Below are 22,051 nucleotides of genomic sequence, written 5' to 3' on the forward strand. Positions count from 1 at the left end.
TCAGGCTGTTGGAAGCCCGAGCGAACCCAGCCTCTCCGGCGTTTGAGGAGCGGGGGTTCGGGGGTGGGCCCCCGACCGTAGCCCGCGGGATGCGGGGGCCTGTGGCACAGGGGGCCGTCCTCACGGGTCGGACGGGTCAGGGCTCGCGAGCCCGGCACGATCCGAAAGAGACGACCTAGGGGGTGGCGCGGTGGGGGAGGACCACCGGGGTGCCCGAGCGCGGGTGGGGGAACACCTCCACCGGCTGGCGGTAGACACGGCTCAGCAAGCCCTCCTCGAAAACCTCCGCCGGCCCCCCCTCCACCGCGACCCGCCCCTCGTGCAGCACCGCCACCCGATCCGCGTACGCCGCCGCCAGCCCCAGGTCGTGCAGGACCACCACCACCGCGTCCCCCGCCCCCGCCCGCTCCCGGCAGATCCGCAGCACCAGCTCCTGGTGGCGCAGGTCCAGCGCCGCCGTCGGCTCGTCCAGCAGCAGCAGCGAGGCCCGCTGGGCCAGCACCCGGGCCAGCGCCACCCGGGCCCGCTCGCCCCCGGAGAGCGCGGCGAACGGGCGCCCCGCGAACTCCCCGGTCTCCGTCGCCGCCATCGCCTCCGCGACCGCCGCGTCGTCCTCCTCGTCCAGCTCCGTCCCCGCCCACGGCGCCCGCCCCATCCGGACGACCTCCTCCACCGGGAAGGGGAAGGAGAGCGCCGCGGCCTGCGGCAGCACCGCCCTCCGCAGCGCCAGCTCCCCGGCGGTCCACTCCCCGGCGGGCCGCCCGGCGATCCGTACCGAGCCCCGGTCGGCGGCCAGATCGGCGGCGAGCGCCCCGAACAGCGTCGACTTCCCCGCGCCATTGGGCCCGACGAGCGCCAGCACCTCACCCGCGCGCGCCGCGATCTCGATCCCGGCGAGCACCTCACGCCCCCCGAGCCGGACATGCAGCCCGCTCGCCTCGGCGAGCACCTCCCCGGGCGCGGGACGCCCGGGCAACTCGCGCCTGCGGATACCGAAGAGAGCCCTCACGCCCAACCACCTTGCCTGCGACGGGTCCTGCGCAGCAGCCAGAAGAAGAACGGGCTGCCGAAGAGTGCGGTGAGCACCCCGAGCGGAAGCTCGGCGGGCTCGGCGATCGTCCGCGCCGCGAGATCCCCGAGCGCCAGCACCAGCGCCCCGCCGAGCGCGGAGCCGGGCACCAGGAACCGGTGCCCCGGCCCGTTCGCCATCCGCAGCAGATGCGGTACGAGCAGCCCCACGAAGGTGATGATGCCGGCGACGGCGACCGCGGCGGCGGTGAGCAGCGCCACGACCAGGATGAGCACGATACGGAGCCGTTCCACATCGACGCCGAGATGGCGGGCGGGCCGCTCACCGAGGGCCAGCAGATCCAGCTTCCGCGCGTAGAAGGGCGCGATGAGCAGTCCGAGGACGGTGCACGGCAGCACCGCGAGCACCTTGGGCCAGGTCGCCTGGGAGAGCGAGCCCAGCTGCCAGAAGGTGATCTGGGTGATCTGCGCGTTGTCCGCGAAGAAGATGAAGAGACCGATCAGCGCGCCCGCGAAGGCGTTGACGGCGATACCGGTGAGGATGAGCGTGACGACCTCGGTCCGCCCGCCGGAGCGCGAGAGCGCGTACACCAGCAGCACCGTCACGAGCCCCGCGACGAAGGCGCAGGCGGTGATGGTCCAGTTGCCGAAGAAGCTCAGCCCGAGCGCGATGGAGGCCACCGCGCCCACGGCGGCACCGGAGGAGATGCCGATGATGCCGGGCTCGGCGAGCGGATTGCCGAAGACCCCCTGCATCAGCGCCCCGGCGCACCCCAGCGACGCCCCGACGAGCAGCGCGAGCACCACCCGGGGCAGCCGCACGTTCCACAGCACGCTCTCGCCGACCCGGTCCAGGGTCTGTCCGCCGAGGCCCAGACGGTGCTGGGCGGAGGCGATGACATCGCCGACGGGGATGTCGTAGGCGCCGTATCCGGCGGAGACGAGCGTGATGAGGAAGAGCGCGCCGAGCATCCCGGCGGTGAGGAGATACGCGGTGGTGCGCCGCCCGGCGGGCACCACCGGCACCGGCTTCCCGGGGGATTCCCCGGCGCCGGCCGGTGCTTCCCCGGCGAGCGGTACGGGAGGTCTTCCGGCGGGCTCCCCGGCCGAGGGCGTCCCCGCCGGCTCCGGCGTACGGGACGCGGCTTCTGTCGTCATCGTCCCTTACCGCCCGCGTACAACTGGTCCACCAGGGACTGGAGCACCTCGTCCGTGCGGGGCCCGTAGTTGAGCAGCACCCCGTCCGGCACCGACACCACGCGGCGGTCCATGCCCGCCGGGGTCTGCGCCACGCCCGGGATCTTCACCAGGCCGTCCACGCCGCCCACCGAGTCCAGCCCCTTGGACATCACGAGGATCGCGTCGGGCGCGGCCTTGGCGAGCGCCTCGCTGGTGATCGCGGTGAAGTCCTTGGTCAGTCCGGACTCCTTGCCCGCGTCCACCGCGCCCGCCGCCTCCAGCAGCGACGCGGCGCCGGAGTTCGCGCCGCCGAGCAGGTACACCGAGGCCGTGCCCCGCAGATACAGGAACGCCACCCGGGGCTTCTTGCCCTCGGCCGGCTCCGGGATGTTCTTCTGGACCGCTGCGATCCGGTCCCGCGTACGCTCCCTCAACTCCTCGCCCGCGGCCGGCACACCCAGCATCCCGGCCACCGCGTCGATCCGGGTCCCCACGTCGTCGAGGCCCTTCGCGGTCTCCACCACCACCAGCGGAATGCCCGCGTCGCGGATCTGCTGAATGGATTCAGCGGGACCGGAGACGGTCTCGGCGAGGACGACGGTGGGCTTCAGCGAGAGCACGCTCTCGGCGGAGACATCGTGGCCCCGGGTCACCACCGGCAGCTTCTCGGCCTGTTCGAAGGTGGCGGTGACATCGCGGGCCACCACCCGCTCGCCCAGCCCCAGGGTGAAGACGATCTCACTCAGCGATCCGGTGAGCGGAACGATCCGCTCGGTGGAGGCGACGGTCACCTTCCGCCCGTCCGCCGAGTCCACGGTGACGGGCAGTTCGGGGGTGGGTGTGCCGCCCAGCGGCTCGACCCGGTCGGCGGTCGCGGAAGCGGCCGGCTTCGCCTTCCCCGATCCGTCCCCGGCGGGCGAAGCGGAACCACCGCCACAGCCCGTCGCCACCAGGGCGACGGTGAACGCGGTCAGCGCCGCACCCACCAGCCGAAATCTGCGCACCGAGGGCACCAAGGGCACCGAGGCCTGCGAGAGCACCGAGAGCACCGTCCTGTCGTTCCGTTCCACGCCGTTGTCGGCGTGGCGCTGGGGGCGATTCCCCCTGGTTGTCCCGGGTTCGCCGACTGCGCCGGAACCGGACCCGAATGGCCAAAACCGGAATGCATGGGGCTACCGGCACAGGCTGGACATAGCTTAGGTTAGCCTTACCTCGCTCTGCTAGATGCCGTACCCCCCGGAGGGACCTCATGCTGCCGTACAGACGGGCCCGTGTGCCGGCCGCCGCCATCCTCGCGGCCCTGCTCGGAACCCTGCTCCCGACGGGCACCGCCCACGCGGCGGAACGCTCGGTGCAGGGCGGCAGACTCGACTGGGGGCTGAAGTCCTCCTTCCAGAAGTACGTCACCGGCCCCATAGCCAAGGGCAACTTCACCCTGACCGGCGGCGCGGCCACCGTCGGGGACAGCCTCTTCCGCTTCCACTCGGCCCAGGGCGGCTACGACCCCGCGACCGGAGCGTTCGAGGCCCGCTTCAGCGGCGGTGTCCACTTCACCGGACACGAGAAGCCCGACGGCAGCCGGGAGATGGACCTCAAGGTCAGCCGCCCCACGGTCCGCGTCTCCGGCGGGAAGGGCACGCTCCATGTCGACATGGTGAGCAAGGCCCGGGGCACCGGCGAGGTCACCACCTCCACCCAGGTCCCCTTCGCCGCGCTCAACCTCTCCGGCATCAACATGAAGGGCGGCACGGGGCCGGTCCGGCTCAACAACATCCCCACCACGCTGACCTCGCAGGGCGCCGACGCCTTCGCCGGCTTCTACACCGCGGGCACCCCGCTGGACCCGATCAGCCTCAGCGTCGACGTCGCCGCCGACCAGCGGCGGGAGACCCCCGCCGCGCCGCCGGCCGACGAGAAGGGGACCGAGGCGGGCGAGCCCGCCGAGAAGGCGGAGAAGACGGAGAGGACGGAGAAGGGGGCCGCCGCGTCCGGGCAGCGCTCGGGCCCGGTGCGGGACGGGGCCGTCGACTGGGGCGTGCGCCGCACCTTCCGCGAGTACGTCACCGGCTCCATCGCCCAGGGCAAGTGGACCCTGACCGAAGGCGCCCAGGACGGCGGGGCCCTCTTCCGCTTCCCGCGGGGCAAGGGCACCTACGACGCGGGGAAGCAGTCCCTGAACGCCTCCTTCGCCGGAGCCGTCCGCTTCACCGGCGAGCACCTCGACCTCACCCTCTCCGAGGTCACCACCGAGGTGAAGGACGGCAGGGGCACCCTCAGCGCCGATGTGGCGAGCGAGGGCAGGACGCAGAAGGACGTGGAGCTGGTCACCTTCGCCGCGAAGGACTTCGCCGTGAAGGACGGGCTCGCCTCCCTCACCGAGGCCCCGGCCACGCTCACCGAGGGCGGCGCCAAGGCGTTCGGCTCGATGTACAAGGCGGGCACCGCCATGGACCCGGTCTCGCTCGCCGTGGCCGTCGACAAGAAGGCCGAACTGCCCGCGCTGCCCGACCTCGGCAGCGAGCCGAGCCCGGCGGCGGAGCAGAGCGAGCAGAAGACGGCCCAGAAGTCCGCCGGGAAGTCCGCCGACGACGCGGCCCCCGCCGCCGACTCCTCCGACTCCTCCTCCCTCACCTGGGTGTACATCGCCGTGGGCGCCGGGCTGCTCGTCGCCGCCGCCATCGCCCTGGCCGTTGTGCGCCGTCGCCGCACGACGCCGCAGAACTGATTCCCCCCAAGGAGCAACGCACCATGCCAGCCACCCGCCGTCCCCTCGTCCTCGCCGCCGCCGCGGCCACCGCCGCGGCGCTGGGAGCCAGTGCCCTCGCCCTCCCGGCGGTCGCGGCCGACACCTCGAAGCCCGCCGCCCCGGCGGCGTCCGCTCCGTCCGGCTCCACCGTGTACCAGCTGGAGGCGGGCCGGCTGGACTGGGGCTTCAAGAAGTCCTTCCGCGAGTATGTGAAGGCGGAGAACATCACGGTCGCCGACGGCGCCGAGCAGGCCGCGGGCAACGGCCCCTTCGGCTTCACGGACGGCACCGGCACGTACGACCTGGGCACCCATGTCAACAAGGTGGCCTTCCGGGGCAGTGTGCTCTTCTCCGCCCGCCACTTCTCCCTCAAGCTCTCCGATGTGCGGATGATCAGCGACCGGGAGGCGGGGACGATCCAGGGCGACATCACCCTGGACGGAAAGACCACCCAGGACGTGCCGATCGCCGACCTCGACATGACCAAGGCGACGAAGGGCTCGGGCGGGAAGGGCGAGATGCTCTTCGGGTCCATCCCGGCGACCCTGACCGCCGAGGGCGCCGAGGCGTTCCTCAACTACCCGGAGGGCGAGGTGCTGGACACGGTCTCCCTCTCGGTGAAGACGGCGGGCGGCGGCACCCGGCCCTCCCCGTCCACCTCCACCTCCCCCGCACCGGACCCGGAGACCGAGCCGGAGACCGAGCCGGAGGCCACCACCTCCGCCTCCCCCGCGCCCTCGCACACGAAGAACCCCGGGTTCAGGCCGGAGGCGAAGCCGTCCGGCGGCACCGGCTCCTCCGGCGGCCCGGCCGCGCGCAACGGTGTGATCGCCGACGGCAATCTCGACTGGGGCCTGATGGAGCGCTGGCGCAAGTACGTCTCCGGCCCGATCGCCCACGGCAAGGCCGAACTCGCGGACGGCGCGGTGAAGTCGGGCGACCTCTACCGCTTCACCAAGGGCACGGGAACCTTCGACGCCGGCACGAAGACCCTCGCGGCCTCCTTCGACGGCAGCGTCCGTTTCCTGGGCCACCTCAAGGACGGCGCCTACGGCCTCGACCTGACGATGAGCGGCATCGAGGTCAGGGCGAGCGGCACCAAGGGCTCGATCGTCGTGGATGTGAGGACCAAGTCCCGCGACACGGGCAAGGTCTCCGTCCACAAGGACGTCGAACTGGGCGCGCTGACCATCCCGGCCGGCGGCCTCAAGGCCGAGAACAACATCGTGAAGCTCACCGCCGTCCCGGGCAAGCTCACCGCCGAGGGCGCCAGGAAGGGCTTCGAGGACCTGTACGAGGTGAACGAGCCGCTCGACCCGATCACGCTCGCGGTCTCGCTCGACAAGGACACCGAGGTCCCCGACACCTCCGGCGGTTCCGACGGCGGCTCGACGGGCGGCGGCTCCACCGGTGGCACCACCGGCGGCTCCACGGGCAGTGGCACGGGCAGTGGCACGACCGGCAGCGGGACCACGGGCGGCTCGGGCTCCGTCGGCGGCTCGACCGGCGGCGGTACGACCGGTGGCACCACGGGCGGTGCGACCGGCGGCTCGACGGGCGGCTCCACCAGCGGTGCGCTCGCCTCCACCGGCGCCGACCTCCCCGCCACCGCGCTGATCGCCGCGTCGGCGGGCATCGTCGCGGCCGGAGCGGGCGTGGTCTTCGCCGTCCGCCGCCGGGGCACCGGGACCACCGCCTCCTGACACCGCCCGCACGGCACCGCCTCAGGGTGACAACAGGGCCGCGATCAGCGCACTTCGCGCGGATCGCGGCCCCGCTGGTGCTTCAATGCCCCCGTGAACGAACGCGATCGCGAGCTGCGCCATGTGCTCGATGTGCTCCATGTCTTCTGCGACGCCGACGGCCGGCACGGCAACCCCCTCGGGGTCGTCCGCGATCCGCGCGGCTTCCCCGACCGGGCGTCCCGGCAGAGACTCGCCGCCGAACTCGGCTTCAGCGAGACCGTCTTCGTGGACGACCCCGAGCGCGGGACCGTGGACATCTACACCCCCACCCTCCGGCTCCCCTTCGCCGGACACCCTCTCGTGGGCGCCGCCTGGCTGCTGGACCTGGAGGAGCTGAACCCGCCCGCGGGGCCCGTGTGGGCGCGCGGGGACGGCGAGTTCACCTGGATCACCGCCCGCGCCGCCTGGGCGCCCCCGCGTCTCCTGGAGCGGTACGCCACCCCGGCGGAGGTCGACGCCCTGCCCGCGCCGCCCCCCGGCGACGGCTGGCTCTACGCCTGGGCGTGGGAGGACGAGGCCGCGGGACGGGTGCGCGCCCGGGGCTTCCCCCGGCGCGACGACGGCATCGCGGAGGACGAGGCGACCGGCGCCGCCGCCCTGCTGCTCACCGACCTGCTCGGGCGCGCCCTGAACATCACCCAGGGCCGGGGGTCGCAGATTCTCACGGCCCCCGGCCCCGACGGCACGGTGGAGATCGGCGGACGGGTACGGCTCGCCGCGCCCGCGCCCCCGCGCGCGCGGGGCATCGCGGGCCCGGCCCCGGTGCCGGCCCGCCGGCTGAGCGTCGCCGAGGCGCTGCGGCTCATGAGCTGAGCCCCGGGGCCTCTCGAAGGCCCCGGGGCTCGTGCGTGCGGGTGCGGGTGCCGCCGCGCGGTCGCGGGTGCGCGGTCGCGCGGGAGCGGTTCAGGGCTCAGGCGCTGAGCGGGAACTCGCCGTTCAGCTCGCGGAAGACCGCGCCGTTGAAGTCGAACGCGCGCTTGCACTCGTCGATGATCCGCTGCTTCTCCAGGTCGTCGGCGCGCACCGCGTCCAGCAGCTCGCGGTAGGTCCGCTTGAACGCCGCCGGGTTGCCGATGCCCTCGAAGACGTAGAAGCGCACGCCGTCGCCCTTGCGCTCGAAGCCCCAGGTCTTCTCCGCGCGGTCACGGATGATCTGGCCGCCGGAGAGGTCGCCCAGATAGCGGGTGTAGTGGTGCGCTATGTAACCGGCGGGCCAGACGCGGGCGCACTCCTCGACCCGCTCGGCGTACGCCGCCGTCGCGGGGAGCGGGGTCGCGCTCGCCTGCCAGCCCTCGCCCCGCAGATGCGTCAGATCGCGCTCCAGCTCGGTGGTGCGGAACAGCTCCGACTGGATGAACGGCCCGGCGACCGGGTCGTTCCGCAGCGCCTCCGCCGCTCCCTCCAGCGCGCGGTACACGAACCAGAGCTGCTCGGTGTAGCGCGCGTACGCCTCCACTCCGAGTCTGCCGCCGAGGAGGTGCCCCATGAACGGGGAGCTCTCCGCCTCGGTGTGCTGTTCGTGCGATGCCACACGGATCAGCGTCGAGAAAGGTGTGCCGGTGGGCGTGGCGGTGGCGGTGGCGTCCAAGGCAGGGACCTCCAGGACAGGGGGCGGACGAACGGGCGGCACGCGGCCATGGCCGGTACCGCCTCCGATCATCCTACTTAGGCTTACCTAAGTCAATGGGTTCCCGACGTCCTGTCGGTAAAAAGATTCCGCGCCGTTTGTTCAGGGCAGGGTGAGAATGTCCGCTCCGGTCTCCGTCACCACCAGCGTGTGCTCGAACTGGGCCGTGCGCTTGCGGTCCTTGGTGACCACGGTCCAGCCGTCGTCCCACATGTCGTACTCGTGCGTCCCCAGCGTCAGCATCGGCTCGATGGTGAAGGTCATACCGGGCTGGATCACGGTGGTGGCGTGCGGGGAGTCGTAGTGCGGGACGATCAGACCGGAGTGGAAGGCGGTGTTGATCCCGTGGCCGGTGAAGTCGCGGACCACGCCGTAGCCGAACCGCTTGGCGTACGACTCGATGACCCGCCCGATCACATTGATCTGGCGGCCGGGCCGGACCGCCTTGATGGCCCGGTTCAGCGACTCACGGGTCCGCTCCACCAGCAGCCGGGACTCCTCGTCGACCTCGCCGCAGAGGTAGGTGGCGTTGTTGTCGCCGTGCACCCCGCCGATGTACGCGGTGACGTCGAGGTTCACGATGTCGCCGTCGCGCAGCACCGTGGAGTCGGGGATGCCGTGGCAGATGACCTCGTTGACCGAGGAGCAGAGCGACTTGGGGAAGCCCCGGTAGCCGAGGGTGGAGGGGTAGGCGCCGTGGTCGCACATGTACTCATGGGCGACCCGGTCCAACGCGTCCGTGGTCACCCCGGGGGCGATGTGCCGGGCGGCCTCCTCCATCGCCCGCGCGGCGATACGGCCGGCGATCCGCATGCGCTCGACGGTGTCGGAGTCCTGGACCTCCGGGCCCGTGTACGGGGTCGGGGCGGACTTCCCGACGTACTCGGGGCGCCGGATGGCGGCGGGGACGGGGCGGTGGGGGGAGAGTTCCCCGGGCACGAGCAGTGACTGGCCAGACATGCCAGCGAGTCTAACCAGGGGGGTCTGGGGCAGCATGGCTACTGACGGCACGACCAGGACCCGACGGGAAGGGAGCGGACCATGGCCCTGTTCAAGAGGCGCACGGTGGGCAAACCGGGCGAGTGGTACTACTGCCTCAAGCACCAGAAGGTCGAGGAGGGGCCGGACTGTCCGGCGAAGGACCGCTTCGGCCCGTACGGGTCGCGGAAGGAGGCGGAGCACGCGATGGAGACCGCCCGGGAGCGGAATCTGGAGTGGGAGACCGACCCCAAGTGGCATGACGCCCCCGAGGGCCCCCAGGGCGGCCCTCGGCGTGGGCCCGGCGCCTGAGCGCCCCTACTCCGGGAGCGCCGCCGCCTCCGACTGGGCGCGGCGGCGCAGGGCGTCCTCGTCCGTGGCGGAGTCGTACCGCAGCAGCTTCGGCAGCGCCGCCGTCAGCAGCACCACACCCGCCACACAGACCACACCGCCGCTCCAGATCGCCGCCCGGGTCCCGGTCCAGCCGGCCATCGCGCCCGAGCGGACCTGTCCCAGTTGCGGGCCGACGCTGTAGGAGAGCACCTCGATGCCCGCGAGCCGCCCCCGCAGCTCGTCCGGGATCGTCTGGTTCCAGATCGTCATCCGGCCCAGACCGCTGAGTGTGTCGCCCGCGCCCGCGAAGGCCAGCGCCAGCAGCACCAGCCACACATTGTCGAACCACCCCGCCGCGGCGATCGCCAGCCCCCAGGAGCCCGCGCCGTAGATCACCAGCAGACCGTGCCGCCGCACCCGGGTGGTCCAGCCGCTCATGGCGCTCAGCAACACCGAGCCCACCGACAGCGCGGCGAACATCAGGCCGAGGGACCAGGGGGCGTCCAGGTCGTCCGCGAGGAAGGGGAAGATCGCGATCGGGAAGGCGAAGATCATCGCGACCAGGTCGATGGCGTAGGTGCCGAGCAGGACGGGGCGGGAGGCGGCGTACCGCGCGCCCTCCACGATGCCGCGCAGCGACGGCTTCTCCGCGTCGTGCGCGGGCGGGGCGGGGCGCAGCCGCAGACACATCAGCACGGAGACCGTGAACCCGGCGATCGTGATCCCGTACGCCGTGGCGTGCCCCGAGTACGCCACCACCAGCCCGGCCGCCGACGGCCCGGCGATCCCGCCGAGCTGCCAGCGGAGATTGTTCAGCGCGGCGGCTGCGGTGAGCTGGTCGTGCGGGACGATCCGCGCCATCAGCGCGTCCAGCGCCGGCCGCTGGAGCCCCGCCATGGCGGAGACCCCGGCCGCCACGAGATAGAGCGGCCAGAGCATGGGCTCCGGCAGCAGCGCGTTGATCATGAGGACCACGGCGAGGACCCCGAGCCCCGCCTCCGTCCAGATGATCAGCTTCCGCCGGTCGGCGGAGTCGGCGAGCGCCCCGCCGTACAGCCCGAAGACGATCAGCGGGATCAGCTCCACGGCCCCCATGGCCCCGACCGCGAGCGGTGACCCGGTGAGGTGCTTGATCTGGAGGGGGAGGGCGATCATGGCCATGGCGCTGCCGAAGTGGGCGATGAGGCCCTGAATCCAGAGGAGGCGGAAGTCGGGGGAGGAGCGCCAGGGGGAGAGGTCGGGGAGTATCGCGGAGAGCTTCGAGGTCACAACGGACCATCGTCGGTCTCTTTCGCTGCCCCGAGCAACTGATTTCCCTGTGACCTGGGCGATGTCCCTGCCGGGGGGCCCCGGGTTCGGGGCCCGCGTCGGCTCGGGGTTGCTGCTCCCGGTGCCGGCCCGGGTTGCCCGTGGTGCGGGGTCCGCCCTCAAGCTCCCCTGGAGGCGGCCCCCCGGCCCCGCCGCCGTTTGAAGCGCGCCACCCCCACCCCTCCGGGCAGGCCGAGGCGCGAAATCCAGCCTCGCTGGAGACCTGAGCAACCCAAGCCCCTCCGGCGATTGAGGAGCGGGGGTTCGGGGGCCGGCCCCCGACCGTGGCCCGCGGGATGCGGGGTCCTGTGGTGCGGGGTCCGTCCTCAAGCTCCCCCAGAGCTGCCTCCGGGAGGTGCCCCCAGACAGGCTGGGTTTGCCGGGTGGGCTGGGTTTGCCGGGTGGGCTTGGTTTGCCGGGTGGGCTGGGTTTGCTCCGGTGGGCCGGGGTTGTTCGGGTGGCTCTTGGCTCGGGGGTCACCAGGGGGAAGGCGGGGGAGACGTCAGCTGGTCCGCCAAGCGGGAGAGGCGGTCGCGGAAGCGGAGGCGGCCCCTCGGCACCGGGAGACTGTTCTCGCCCGCGGCAGCGCTCACCAGGTGCTGCACCATGTCCATGTCCACCTCCCCACCCCCCGGCACCGCCAGCCACTCATGCGCCACCCCCTCCAACCCCCCGCCCCCCTCCTCCAGCACCAGCACCCTCGCCCCCGCCCGCCGCGCGTCCCCCACCCGCTCCAGCAACCCCTCCTCCGGCGCCCCCGGCGCCACCACCAGCACCGTCTCCCCCCGCCGCACCGCCTCCAGCCGCCCGAGCCCCACCGCCAGATGCGCCGGGTCCCCGGGCCGCGCCCGGTGCCGCACCAGCGTCGGCGTCAGCTCCGGCAGCCCCGACCAGGCCGCCTCGTCCACCAGATGCGCCGCCAGGTGCCACGGCTCGTACTCCTCCGTGCCGACCAGCAGCAGCCCGCCGCCCTGCGGCACCACCGACGACCTCAGCACCCTCGCGAACCGCCGGGTCGCCCCCGGCCACTCGGTGCCCGCCAGAACCTCGCGCAGCAGCGCCACTCGTACCGCGTCCATGCCCCCGCATCCTCCGCCACCGGCCGCCCGGGCGTCGGGGCGTCGGCCCGGGCTCACCCGTACGAGGGTCCCGGCCACGGTCCGTACCCGCGAAGTAGGGTCACCCCATGACCTCCAGTGAGAACACAGCCGCAGCCGCCAAGCCCACCCCCAAGGACCCCTGGGACCTCCCCGACGTGTCCGGCCTGGTCGTCGGTGTCCTCGGTGGCACCGGCGACCAGGGGCGCGGCCTCGCCTACCGGCTCGCCCGGGCCGGCCAGAAGGTGATCATCGGTTCGCGCGCCGCCGAGCGCGCCGAGTCCGCCGCCGCCGAACTCGGCCTCGGCATCGAGGGCGCGGAGAACGCCGAGTGCGCCCGCCGCAGCGACGTGGTGATCGTGGCCGTGCCGTGGGACGGCCACGCCAAGACCCTCGAAGCCCTCCGCGAGGAGCTGACCGGCAAGCTCGTCATCGACTGCGTCAACCCGCTCGGCTTCGACAAGAAGGGCGCCTACGCCCTCAAGCCCGAGGAGGGCAGCGCGGCCGAGCAGGCCGCGGCCCTGCTGCCGGACTCCCGCGTCACCGCCGCCTTCCACCACCTCTCGGCCGTCCTGCTCCAGGACGCGTCGGTGGAGCGGATCGACACCGATGTGATGGTCCTCGGCGAGTCCCGCGCCGACACCGATCTCGTCCAGGCGCTCACCGCCCGCATCCCCGGCATGCGCGGAGTCTTCGCCGGCCGGCTCCGCAACGCCCACCAGGTGGAGTCCCTGGTCGCCAACCTGATCTCGGTGAACCGCCGCTACAAGGCCCACGCGGGACTGCGGATCACCGACGTCTGAGCGATGCCCGGGTGAGGTGCGGGCCCGCCGGGGGCATGGGGGACACTGGACGGGACGGACACACCCCCGACAGGAGCCTCACCCCATGCCCCGCCTCGCTCTCTACGCACTCGTCGTCTGCGCCCTCGCCGTCGCGGCGGCCGTCGTCTCCTTCACCCAGGGCCTGTGGCTCGGGGTCGTCTGGGTGCTGATCGCCGGTCTCTCGTCCAACATGGCCTGGTACTACCTCCGCAAGGCGAAGCTGGAGCGCGCGGCGGCCGGCTGAACCGGCCGCCGCCCCCGCCTCCCCCTCCAGCCGGTCAGCGGCCGGTGAAGGAGGCGCAGTACTCGTTCTCGCCCTGCCAGAAGCGGTAGTAGTCGAAGCCGCAGCCGCTCGCGAGTTCGTCGACGCCCAGACCCCGCAGGATCGCGTGGACCGCGTCGAAGAAGACCCCGTGCACCTCGGGGATGAAGAGCAGCGCGAAGACCAGGAACAGCCCGAACGGCGCGAGCGGCTCCACCTGGCGGCGGACGCGGTGCGAGAGCCAGGGCTCGATCACTCCGTAGCCGTCCAGCCCCGGCACCGGGAGGAAGTTCAGGATCGCGGCGCTGACCTGGAGCAGCGCCAGGAATCCGAGCGCGTACTGGAAGAGCACCGGCACGCCGTCCAGCGCGTCCAGCCAGAACGGGGCCGTGCACACCACCGCGAACAGGACATTGGTCAGGGGACCGGCCGCCGAGATCAGGCTGTGCTTCCAGCGCCCGTGGATACGGCCCCGCTCGATGAAGACCGCGCCGCCCGGCAGGCCGATGCCGCCGAGGATCACGAAGAGCACCGGGAGGACGAGGCTGAGCATGGCGTGGGTGTAGGCGAGGGGGTTGAGGGTGAGGTAGCCCTTGGCGCCGATGGAGAGGTCACCGCTGTGGAGGGCGGTGCGGGCGTGGGCGTACTCGTGCAGACAGAGCGAGACGATCCAGGCCGAGGTGACGAAGAGGAAGACGGCGAGGCCGGGGGAGGCGGAGAAGTCGGTCCACACCGCCCAGGCGGTGACCGCCATGACCGCGGTGATCCCGAGGAAGACGGGGCTGACGCGGGTGGGGGGTTTGTGGGGGGTGGGCATGGGGGCTCCTGGGGTGCGGGGACCTGCGCCCCGAACCGTACCCGCCCCCTCCCACCCCAAGCCCCCATCCCCGTGGCCCCGCACCCGGGCCCCCCGCACCCGGGTCTCCCGCACCCGGGTCTCCCGCACCCGGGGCCGCAGCGCCCGGGCCTCCCGCACCCACGGGCCCGCGAGCAATCCCGCCCCGTCCGGCCACCCCGAGCCCGTCCGGCATACCCCAGCCCGTCCGGCGTTTGAGGACGGACCCCGCGCCACGGGCGGCCCGAGCAATCCCAGCTCGTCCAGGCACGCCCAGCCTGTCCGGGGGCACCTCCCAGAGGCAGCTCCGGACGGGCCCCGCCCGGAGGGGGCTCCGGCTCGGGGCGCCCGGGGCGCGGCCCGCGCATGGAGAATGAGCGGGTGCGCTTCTCGGTAATCGGCACCACCCACGCCCTCCGGGGCGACGGCACCCCCGTCCCCCTCGGCGGCGCGCGGCTGCGCGCGCTGCTCACCGTGCTCGCCATGCGCCCCGGCCGCACCGTCCCCGTCGGCCTCATCATCGGCGAGGTCTGGGACGGCGAACCCCCGGCCGACGCCCCCGCCGCCGTCCAGGCCCTCGTGGGGCGGCTGCGCCGCGCGATCGGACGGGAGGCCGTCGCCTCGGCCGAAGGCGGCGGCTACCGGCTGCTCGCCGAACCCGACCAGATCGATCTGCACCGCTTCGACCGGCTCACCGGCGAGGGCTCCCGCGCCCTGGAGCAGGGCGACGCGTCCAAGGCGGCGACCCTGCTCGACGAGGCGCTGGAGCTGTGGCGCGGCCCCGTCCTCGCGGACCTGCCCGACCGCGCGGCGGAGGCCGCCCGCTGGGAGACCCGCCGCCTGGAGGCCCGCCGCGCCCGGCTCACCGCCCTGCTCGCGCTCGGCCGCGCCGAGGAGGCCCTCCCGGAGCTGACCGCCCTCTGCGAGGCCCACCCCATCGACGAGGCCCTGCACTCCCTGCGCCTGCGCGCCCTGCGCGCCACGGACCGCCCGGCCGAGGCCCTCGCGGCCTACGACACCCTCCGCCGCGATCTCGCCGCCCGCCTGGGCACCGACCCCGGCCCCGCCCTCCGCGCCCTCCACGCCGAACTCCTGGCGGCCCGCCCCGCCCCCGGCTCCATACCCGCCGGCTCCCCGCCCCCGGGCAACCTCCGTGCCCGGCTGACCTCCTTCGTCGGCCGGGAGCGGGACATCGCCGTCCTGCGGGAGGATCTCGCGGCGGCCCGGCTGGTGACCCTCCTCGGACCCGGGGGAGCGGGCAAGACCCGGCTGGCGCAGGAGGTCGCCGAGCTGGTCGCCGAGCGGGCCCCGGACGGCGTCTGGTTCGCTGAGCTGGCCCCGGTCGACGATCCCGACGACGTCCCCGAGGCGGTCCTCACCGTCCTCGGCGGGCGCCAGACCGTGCTGCGCGGCGCCACCGAGGAGCTGTGGGCCGCCGAACGCCACGGTGACAGCGTCGTCACCCGGCTGGTGGAGCACTGCGCGCGGCGGCGGATGCTGGTGGTGCTGGACAACTGCGAGCATGTGGTGGGTGCGGCGGCGGCGCTGGCGGAGGCCCTGCTGACGCACTGCCCCGGGGTGCGGGTGCTGGCCACGAGCCGGGAGCCGCTGGGGGTCCCCGGTGAGCTGGTGCGGCCGGTGGGCCCGCTGGCCGCGCCGAGCGCGCTGCGGCTCCTCGGGGAGCGGGGCGCGGCGGCGAGCCCCGGGTTCCGCACGGACGACGACCCGGAGGCCTGCGCGGAGATCTGCCGCCGGCTCGACGGCCTCCCGCTGGCGATCGAGCTGGCCGCCGCCCGTCTGCGGCTGCTCACCCCCCGGCAGATCGCCGCCCGTCTCGATGACCGCTTCCGCCTCCTGACCGGCGGCAGCCGCACCCTCCTGCCGCGCCAGCAGACCCTGCGGGCGGTGGTCGACTGGTCCTGGGACCTCCTCGACGGGCACGAGCAGGCCGTCCTGCGCGGCCTGTCCGTCTTCGCGGGCGGCTGCGACCTCGCCGCCGCCGAGGCCGTCTGCGGCCCCCACACCCTCGAAGCCCTCGCCGCGCTCGTCGACAAGTCCCTGGTCGTCGCCGCCCCCGACGGCGCGCGCGGCATGCGCTACCGCCTCCTGGAGACCGTCGCCGAGTACGCCGCCGAACGCCTCGACCACGCCGGCGAGCGCCCCGCCGCCGAACAGCGCCACCTCGTCCACTACCGCGAACTCGCCCGCACCACCGACCCCCTGCTGCGCGGCCCCGCCCAGCGCGCCGCGATCGAGCTGCTCCAGCGCGAGTACGAGAATCTGCGCACCGCCCTGCGCCGCGCCACCGCCGCCCGGAACGAGCAGGAGTCGCTCTCCCTCGTCCTCAGCCTCTTCTGGTACTGGCAGCTGCGGGATCTGACCTCCGAGGCCAGCCACTGGGCCGGCGCCGCCGCCGCGCTGGGCCCCGACCCGTTCGCTCCGCCCGTGGCACCCGTGCCCCCCGTCCACGAACGGTTCACCGACGCGCCGCCGCCGATGGGACCCGAGCTGCTCCAGGAGGCCCGCCGGGCCGCCACCATGATCCATCTGGTCTTCCTCGTCAACGAGGCCGGTGTCGGCGGGGGCGACACCCTGGAGCGTCTCGCCCGGGTCGCCGAGGCCTACCGGCCCGGTCTGCCGCAGACCTGCCGGGGCCCGGGCATCCTCTGGTTCTTCGCCGTCGTCATGGGCGGGCGGGCCGAGCAGCTGTGGGAGCTGCTGGACGAGTCCGTCCGCACCTGCCGGGACCTCGGCTACGAGTGGGAACTGGCCGCCGGCCTCCAGCAGCGCGCCAACATCCTCGCCAACCGGGGCACCGGGGGCGGGGACGCGACACGCGACGCCGAGGAGGCCCTGGAGATCTTCACCCGGATCGGGGACGCCTGGGGCGCGGCGGAGGCGCTCTGCGCGCGCGCCGAGACCCGGGAGCGGCGCGGCGAGTACGCGCTCGCCGCCGAGGACTTCACCGCCGCCGTCGGCTACGCCGAGCGGATGGGCGCCCGCGCCCATCTGGCGCTCTGCCGGGCCCGGCTCGGCGGTGTGCTGCTCCAGCTGGGGGAGGGGGAGCGCGGTGAGGCGATGATCCGCGAGGTCCTCGCCGAGTACGGCGGCGCCGTCAACGAGTGCACCGCCGTGTCCCGTATCCATCTCACGCTCTGGCTCGGCCACACGGGCCGCCGCGCCGAGGCGCGCGAGCACATCGAGGCGCTGCGCACCCAGTTCCACCCCAACACCCTCGCCGTCTTCCAGGGCATGGTCATCGGCCTGCTCGCCTGGATCGAACTGGGCGACGGCCACTGGGCCACGGCCCTGGAGCGGGTCCGGGAGGCGCTGGAGCGGGCCAAGGACCCGCTCTCCGTGGTGGTGGCGCCCCAGCTGGCCTCGGCGCATCTGGTGACGGCGGCGGGTGCCGTGGCCGCGAGCGACCCCGGCCGGGCGGCGGACGCGGCCCGCCTGCTCGGCGCCTCCGATGCCATGCTCCCCGCCGGGCATCACCCCGCGATGTACGAGCGGATCGGCCGCGAGCGGGCGGAGGCGGAGATCCGCGCCCTGCTGGGCGGCGCCGCCTTCGACGCCGCGCACGCCGAGGGCGGCCGCCTCACGCTGGAGGAGGCCGCCGACCTCGTCTGAGCCCCGGGCCGTCCGCACCCGGGCCGTCCGCACCCGGGCCGCCCAGCGCCTCAGTTCTTCTTGACGAACTTCGCGACCGCGATCGGCGCGGTGACCGCCGTGATGGCCACCGCCCAGCCGAGCGTCCACCACACCGAACTCGCCACCGGGCCCCCGTTGATCAGGGCCCGGGACGCGTCCGCGAGATTGGAGAGCGGGTTGTAGTCGGTGAAGGTCCTCAGCCAGTCGGGCATCGTCGACGGCGGGGCGAAGATGGACGAGCCGAACTGGAGCGGCATCAGGATCAGCATGGCCGTTCCCTGAACGGCCTGAGCCGTCTTCATCGCGAGACCCAGCAGGATGAAGATCCACATCAGCGACGCGCCGAAGACGATCGACAGCCCCATCGCCGCGAGCAGGTGCGGGACGGAGGTCTTGATCTCCAGCCCGAGCAGGAAGCCCATGCCCAGCAGGATGACCATCGCGATCGACATCCGGCCTATCTCGACCACGATCTTCGCGACGAGCACCGATGAGCGGGCGATCGGCATGGACCGGAAGCGGTCCATCACCCCCTTGGTGACATCGGTGTTGATGCCGGTGCCCACGGCCATCGCGATGCTCAGCCCCATCATCGCCATCAGGCCGGGGACGACATAGTTGACATAGGTGTCCTGATTGCCCTTGCCGGAGATCGCCCCGCCGAAGACATAGACGAAGAGCAGGGTGAGGACGATCGGCGTCATCAGCGCGTCGAACATCGACTCGGGGTCCTGCTTGATCTGGAGCGCGTTGCGGCGCACCAGGGCGCCGATGTGCCGCAGATGGGAGCGCGGCCCGATCCGGCCCTCGCCGCGCGGCCGGCCCGGCGCTCCGGGCCCCGCCGTGCTCACCGCCGTATCGGTGGCCGGGCCGGTGGCCGGGCCGGTCGCCGGGCCGGTCTTCTCCGGGCGGGATGTGGTTCCGGTGCTCATGCCGCGGCCTCCGCGCTCTGGGGCTCGGGTGCGGACACCGTCGCCTTCTCTCCGGTGATCGCCAGGAACACTTCGTCCAGGCTGGGCAGATGGGTGCCGATGTCGGCGATGCCGAAGCCGCGGGCGGCCAGCAGGCCCACCACGGCGGTCAGTTGCTCGTCGGCCAGGATGGGCACGTACAGCCGTCCCTCGTCGGCGACGACGGTCGCGCCGGCGATCCCGTCGAGCCCGGACTCGCGCAGCGCCGCCGCCATCGCGGGCAGCACCGCCGGGTCGCTGGGCCGAATCCGCAGGGTGCGTCCCCCGACCCTGGCCTTCAGCTCCGCGACCCGGCCGTTGGCGATGACCTTGCCCCGGTCGATGACGGTCAGCGCGTCGGCGAGCTGCTCGGCCTCCTCCATGTACTGGGTGGTGAGCAGGACGGTCACCCCTTCCGAGACCATCCGCTTGACCTCGTCCCACACCTCGTTGCGGGTCCGGGGGTCGAGCCCGGTGGTCGGCTCGTCCAGATAGAGCACGGACGGCTGCCCGATCATGGAGGCGGCGAGGTCGAGCCGGCGGCGCATTCCGCCGGAGTACTGCATCACGGGCTTCCTGGCGGCCTCGGTGAGCGAGAAGCGCTCCAGCATCGCGTCGGCGCGGGCGCGGGCCGCGGACCGGGAGAGGTCGAGCAGCCGCCCGATCATGTAGAGGTTCTCCCAGCCGGAGAGCTTCTCGTCGACCGAGGCGTACTGCCCGGTGAGCCCGATGGTGCGGCGCAGCTGGCGGGGCTGGCGCACCACGTCGTAGCCGGCGACGGTGGCGGTGCCCGCGTCGGGCACGATGAGGGTGGCGAGGCAGCGTACGAGGGTGGTCTTGCCGGCGCCGTTGGGTCCCAGCACTCCGAGGACGGTGCCTTCGCGGACGTCGATGTCCACACCGTCCAGTGCCCTGGTCTCGCCGTAGTGCTTGACCAGCCCCCGTACCTCGACGGCGAGGCCCCTGCCGCCGCCCGGGTTCCTGTCGATCTGTGTCATGCCCCCACCCTGGCGCCCGCCACCGACAGCCCGCCGACAGTCCGCCGACAGAACCCGACAGCCCGCCGACGGGGGAAGTTCGGCGGGCTGTCGTCTGTGCCGGGAGTGGCTGGTGGGGCCGGCGGGTCCGGTCCGCGGCTAGTGGAAGGTGTGCTCCTCCTGCGGGAACGCGCCCCCGGCGACATCCTCGGCGAACGCCTTCGCCGCGTCGCCCAGGGTGCGGCGCAGGTCCGCGTACTGCTTGGTGAAGCGCGGCACCTTGCCTCCGGTGAGACCGGCCATATCGGTCCAGACCAGAACCTGGGCGTCGGTGTCGGGGCCCGCCCCGATGCCGATGACCGGGATGTGCAGGGAGCGGGTGACCTCGGCCGCCAGCTCCGCCGGCACCAGCTCCAGGACGACGGCGAACGCGCCCGCGTCCTGCGCCGACTTGGCGTCGTTCAGCAGCTGGTGGGCCGCCTCGTCGCCACGGCCCTGCACCCGGTAGCCCATGGTGTTGACGGACTGCGGCGTCAGCCCGAGGTGCGACATCACGGGGATGCCCGCCTCGATGATCAGCTCGGTCTGCGGGAGGGACCGCTTGCCGCCCTCCAGCTTGACCGCGCCGACGCCCGCCTCCTTGACCAGCCGGGTGGCGTTGCGCAGGGCCTGTACGGGCCCTTCCTGGTACGAGCCGAAGGGGAGGTCCCCGACGATCAGGGCCCTGCTGGTGCCGCGGACGACAGCGGCCGAGAGCAGGGTCATCTCGTCCATGGTGACCGGGACGGTGGTGTCGTAGCCGAGGTGGGTGTTGCCCATGGAGTCGCCGACGAGCATGACCGGGATGCCGGCCTCGTCGAAGACGGACGCGGTCATCGCGTCGTAGGCGGTGAGCATCGGCCACTTCTCGCCGCGCTCCTTGGCGGCGGCGATGTCGTGGACGGTGAGGCGGCGCGTGCCCTTGCCGCCGTACAGCGCTCTGCTGCTGTCGGCGGGGTTGCGGGCAGCCTGAAGCGACATGGCCAACGGCTCCTTACGTCATCTCGAGGCGCCCTGACGGCGTCCCCGGACCACCTCCATGGTGGCACTTCGTGCCGCTCGCGCGGAAGGGGGCGGGCAGGTGCACGGAGGGTCCCGCGTCTGTCACGGCGCGTGTCCCCGGCACGGCGTGCCAGAGGGTGTCCGGGGGGTGCCCGGGGCGCTGGATTTCTGACATGATCGCGTCGATTCGGGCGCCGCGCCGGAAGAGGCCCCGCGCACCGTGGTTCCCCGCACGGTGTGTGGATGGTGTGACACGTCCCCCACCTGGACCGATATCAGGAACCACGGGTGTCGCCCATTCGTCATGGGCACAGAACCGCCGCACCCGGGGCGGCAGGACAAGTACCGTCATCGCCTAGGGTCATTGGCGAGGCTCGTGTGATGGCAGCAAGGCAGTAAGGACAGCTCCATGGTGCAGGCGTACAAGACGGAGACCGGAAGCGGCGGCCCGGAGACCCTCGTCGGCGGACCCCGTGCCCGGCGTCCGTTCGCCCGCTGGCGCGGTGACCGGGGCATCTGGCGGCGCGGGATCGTGCTGGCGGTCTGCGCGGTCCTGGTCGCCCTGGTGATGATCTTCCACGCGCAGATCCCCAACCGGATCGGCAATCTGGGCAGTCTCGGGGAGACCTTCCTCCCCTGGCTCGCTGTGATCTTCGTCCCGGTGCTCCTCGCCGCCGCGCTCTGGCGGCGCTCGGCGACCGCCCTGATCGCGGTGCTGCTGCCGGCCGTGGTCTGGCTCAACCTCTTCGGCGGGCTGCTCACCGACAAGTCCACCGGCGGCGGCGATCTGACCGTCGCCAGCCACAACGTCAACGCCGAGAACCCCGACCCCGAGGGCACGGCCGCGAAGGTCGCCGCGTCCGGCGCGGATGTGCTGGCGCTCCAGGAGCTGGCCCAGGGCCAGGTGAAGACGTACGAGAAGGCGCTCTCCTCCACCTACAAGTACCACTCGGTGCAGGGCACGGTCGGGCTGTGGAGCAAGTACCCGCTGGCCGGCACCAAGCCGGTGGGAATCCGGATGGGGTGGACCCGCGCGATGCGCACCACCGTGGCGACCCCCCAGGGCGAAGTCGCGGTGTACGTCGCCCATATGCCGTCCGTACGGGTGAAGATGCGCGCCGGTTTCACCGCCGGGCAGCGCGACGACAGCGCCGACGCGCTCGGCGAGGCGATCTCCCGGGAGCGCTCCGGCAAGGTGGTGCTGCTCGGCGACCTCAACGGCACGATGAACGACCGGGCGCTGAACGCGGTCACCTCCCAGATGCGTTCGACCCAGGGCGCGGCGGGCGACGGCTTCGGCTTCAGCTGGCCGGCCTCCTTCCCGCTGGCGCGGATCGACCAGATCCTGGTGAAGGGCGTCGAGCCGGTGTCGTCCTGGACGCTGCCCCGCACGGACAGCGACCATCTGCCGGTCGCGGCGCGCGTCCAGCTCTGAACGGCGGACGGCGAGGGGCCCCGGAGCGCGCTGC

Annotated in this window: 19 protein-coding genes; 8 read left to right on the top strand and 11 right to left on the bottom strand. The window is 73.2% G+C overall.

Translation table 11 applies throughout. From position 1 onward, the window contains the following. Nucleotides 1-175 precede the first annotated feature (175 nt). Genes ACWCRA_RS17735 through ACWCRA_RS17745 form a run of 3 tightly spaced genes read right to left on the bottom strand, consistent with a single transcriptional unit; the run spans nucleotide 176 to nucleotide 3,221 of the window. A complete protein-coding gene (locus ACWCRA_RS17735; RefSeq protein ID WP_451068008.1) occupies nucleotides 176-1,009 on the bottom strand; it encodes a heme ABC transporter ATP-binding protein in 834 nt (277 codons plus the stop codon). Then, complete coding sequence (locus tag ACWCRA_RS17740) at nucleotides 1,006-2,187, bottom strand: FecCD family ABC transporter permease (RefSeq protein WP_451068009.1); 1,182 nt, start codon at nucleotides 2,185-2,187, stop codon at nucleotides 1,006-1,008. The genes ACWCRA_RS17735 and ACWCRA_RS17740 overlap by 4 nt, the downstream gene beginning before the upstream one ends. Next, entirely contained in the window at nucleotides 2,184-3,221 is a 1,038-nt protein-coding gene (locus ACWCRA_RS17745; RefSeq protein WP_451068062.1) for a heme/hemin ABC transporter substrate-binding protein, read from the bottom strand. The genes ACWCRA_RS17740 and ACWCRA_RS17745 overlap by 4 nt, the downstream gene beginning before the upstream one ends. Before the next feature lie 236 nt (nucleotides 3,222-3,457). Between ACWCRA_RS17745 and ACWCRA_RS17750 the strand changes: the two genes are divergently transcribed. The 3 genes from ACWCRA_RS17750 (at nucleotide 3,458) to ACWCRA_RS17760 (ending at nucleotide 7,512) form a co-directional block, all read left to right on the top strand. Next, entirely contained in the window at nucleotides 3,458-4,933 is a 1,476-nt protein-coding gene (locus ACWCRA_RS17750) for an HtaA domain-containing protein (RefSeq protein WP_451068010.1), read from the top strand. Nucleotides 4,934-4,956: 23 nt separating this feature from the next. After that, on the top strand, nucleotides 4,957-6,657 hold the full coding sequence (locus ACWCRA_RS17755) for an HtaA domain-containing protein (RefSeq protein WP_451068011.1): 1,701 nt from the start codon (nucleotides 4,957-4,959) through the stop codon (nucleotides 6,655-6,657). Nucleotides 6,658-6,750: 93 nt separating this feature from the next. Then, on the top strand, nucleotides 6,751-7,512 hold the full coding sequence (locus tag ACWCRA_RS17760; RefSeq protein ID WP_351544236.1) for a PhzF family phenazine biosynthesis protein: 762 nt from the start codon (nucleotides 6,751-6,753) through the stop codon (nucleotides 7,510-7,512). 97 nt (nucleotides 7,513-7,609) lie between these two features. On the opposite strand, the gene ACWCRA_RS17765 is transcribed toward ACWCRA_RS17760, so the two are convergent. After that, complete coding sequence (locus ACWCRA_RS17765) at nucleotides 7,610-8,287, bottom strand: biliverdin-producing heme oxygenase (RefSeq protein WP_451068012.1); 678 nt, start codon at nucleotides 8,285-8,287, stop codon at nucleotides 7,610-7,612. 141 nt (nucleotides 8,288-8,428) lie between these two features. After that, a complete protein-coding gene (gene map / locus ACWCRA_RS17770; RefSeq protein WP_351544231.1) occupies nucleotides 8,429-9,286 on the bottom strand; it encodes a type I methionyl aminopeptidase in 858 nt (285 codons plus the stop codon). A gap of 81 nt (nucleotides 9,287-9,367) precedes the next feature. Here map and ACWCRA_RS17775 point away from each other — a divergent pair, with 81 nt between their 5' ends. After that, on the top strand, nucleotides 9,368-9,616 hold the full coding sequence (locus ACWCRA_RS17775) for a hypothetical protein (protein WP_351544228.1): 249 nt from the start codon (nucleotides 9,368-9,370) through the stop codon (nucleotides 9,614-9,616). 6 nt (nucleotides 9,617-9,622) lie between these two features. Here the strand turns inward: ACWCRA_RS17775 and ACWCRA_RS17780 are convergent, their stop codons facing one another. Next, the gene (locus tag ACWCRA_RS17780; protein WP_351544225.1) at nucleotides 9,623-10,906 is read right to left on the bottom strand and encodes an MFS transporter; all 1,284 of its coding nucleotides are present in this window, start codon (nucleotides 10,904-10,906) and stop codon (nucleotides 9,623-9,625) included. Between the two features lie 515 nt (nucleotides 10,907-11,421). Beyond that, nucleotides 11,422-12,024: a hypothetical protein gene (locus ACWCRA_RS17785; RefSeq protein WP_451068013.1), complete on the bottom strand. Its 603-nt coding sequence runs from the start codon at nucleotides 12,022-12,024 to the stop codon at nucleotides 11,422-11,424. Nucleotides 12,025-12,131: 107 nt separating this feature from the next. On the opposite strand from ACWCRA_RS17785, the gene npdG reads away from it, so the two are divergent. Both npdG and ACWCRA_RS17795 read left to right on the top strand, forming a co-directional pair. Then, nucleotides 12,132-12,845 (top strand): NADPH-dependent F420 reductase, encoded by a 714-nt coding sequence (gene npdG / locus ACWCRA_RS17790; protein WP_351544219.1) that lies wholly within the window; start codon nucleotides 12,132-12,134, stop codon nucleotides 12,843-12,845. Nucleotides 12,846-12,930: 85 nt separating this feature from the next. Continuing rightward, nucleotides 12,931-13,110, top strand: a complete 180-nt coding sequence (locus tag ACWCRA_RS17795) for a hypothetical protein (protein WP_351544216.1) — start codon at nucleotides 12,931-12,933, stop codon at nucleotides 13,108-13,110. A gap of 34 nt (nucleotides 13,111-13,144) precedes the next feature. Here the strand turns inward: ACWCRA_RS17795 and ACWCRA_RS17800 are convergent, their stop codons facing one another. After that, complete coding sequence (locus tag ACWCRA_RS17800) at nucleotides 13,145-13,945, bottom strand: site-2 protease family protein (protein WP_451068014.1); 801 nt, start codon at nucleotides 13,943-13,945, stop codon at nucleotides 13,145-13,147. A gap of 384 nt (nucleotides 13,946-14,329) precedes the next feature. Between ACWCRA_RS17800 and ACWCRA_RS17805 the strand changes: the two genes are divergently transcribed. Further along, the gene (locus tag ACWCRA_RS17805) at nucleotides 14,330-17,593 is read left to right on the top strand and encodes a BTAD domain-containing putative transcriptional regulator (protein WP_451068015.1); all 3,264 of its coding nucleotides are present in this window, start codon (nucleotides 14,330-14,332) and stop codon (nucleotides 17,591-17,593) included. Nucleotides 17,594-17,643: 50 nt separating this feature from the next. On the opposite strand, the gene ACWCRA_RS17810 is transcribed toward ACWCRA_RS17805, so the two are convergent. From ACWCRA_RS17810 to panB, 3 genes are all read right to left on the bottom strand, one after another. After that, nucleotides 17,644-18,546, bottom strand: a complete 903-nt coding sequence (locus ACWCRA_RS17810; protein WP_451068016.1) for an ABC transporter permease — start codon at nucleotides 18,544-18,546, stop codon at nucleotides 17,644-17,646. Beyond that, a complete protein-coding gene (locus tag ACWCRA_RS17815; RefSeq protein ID WP_351544206.1) occupies nucleotides 18,543-19,562 on the bottom strand; it encodes an ATP-binding cassette domain-containing protein in 1,020 nt (339 codons plus the stop codon). The genes ACWCRA_RS17810 and ACWCRA_RS17815 overlap by 4 nt, the downstream gene beginning before the upstream one ends. Nucleotides 19,563-19,700: 138 nt before the next feature. Next, nucleotides 19,701-20,561, bottom strand: coding sequence for a 3-methyl-2-oxobutanoate hydroxymethyltransferase (panB, locus tag ACWCRA_RS17820; protein WP_351544203.1), 861 nt, complete (start codon nucleotides 20,559-20,561; stop codon nucleotides 19,701-19,703). Between the two features lie 430 nt (nucleotides 20,562-20,991). Between panB and ACWCRA_RS17825 the strand changes: the two genes are divergently transcribed. Beyond that, nucleotides 20,992-22,017, top strand: a complete 1,026-nt coding sequence (locus ACWCRA_RS17825) for an endonuclease/exonuclease/phosphatase family protein (protein ID WP_451068017.1) — start codon at nucleotides 20,992-20,994, stop codon at nucleotides 22,015-22,017. The last annotated feature ends 34 nt before the right edge of the window (nucleotides 22,018-22,051 follow it).

It is taken from the genome of Streptomyces sp. NPDC001889 (assembly GCF_053594535.1).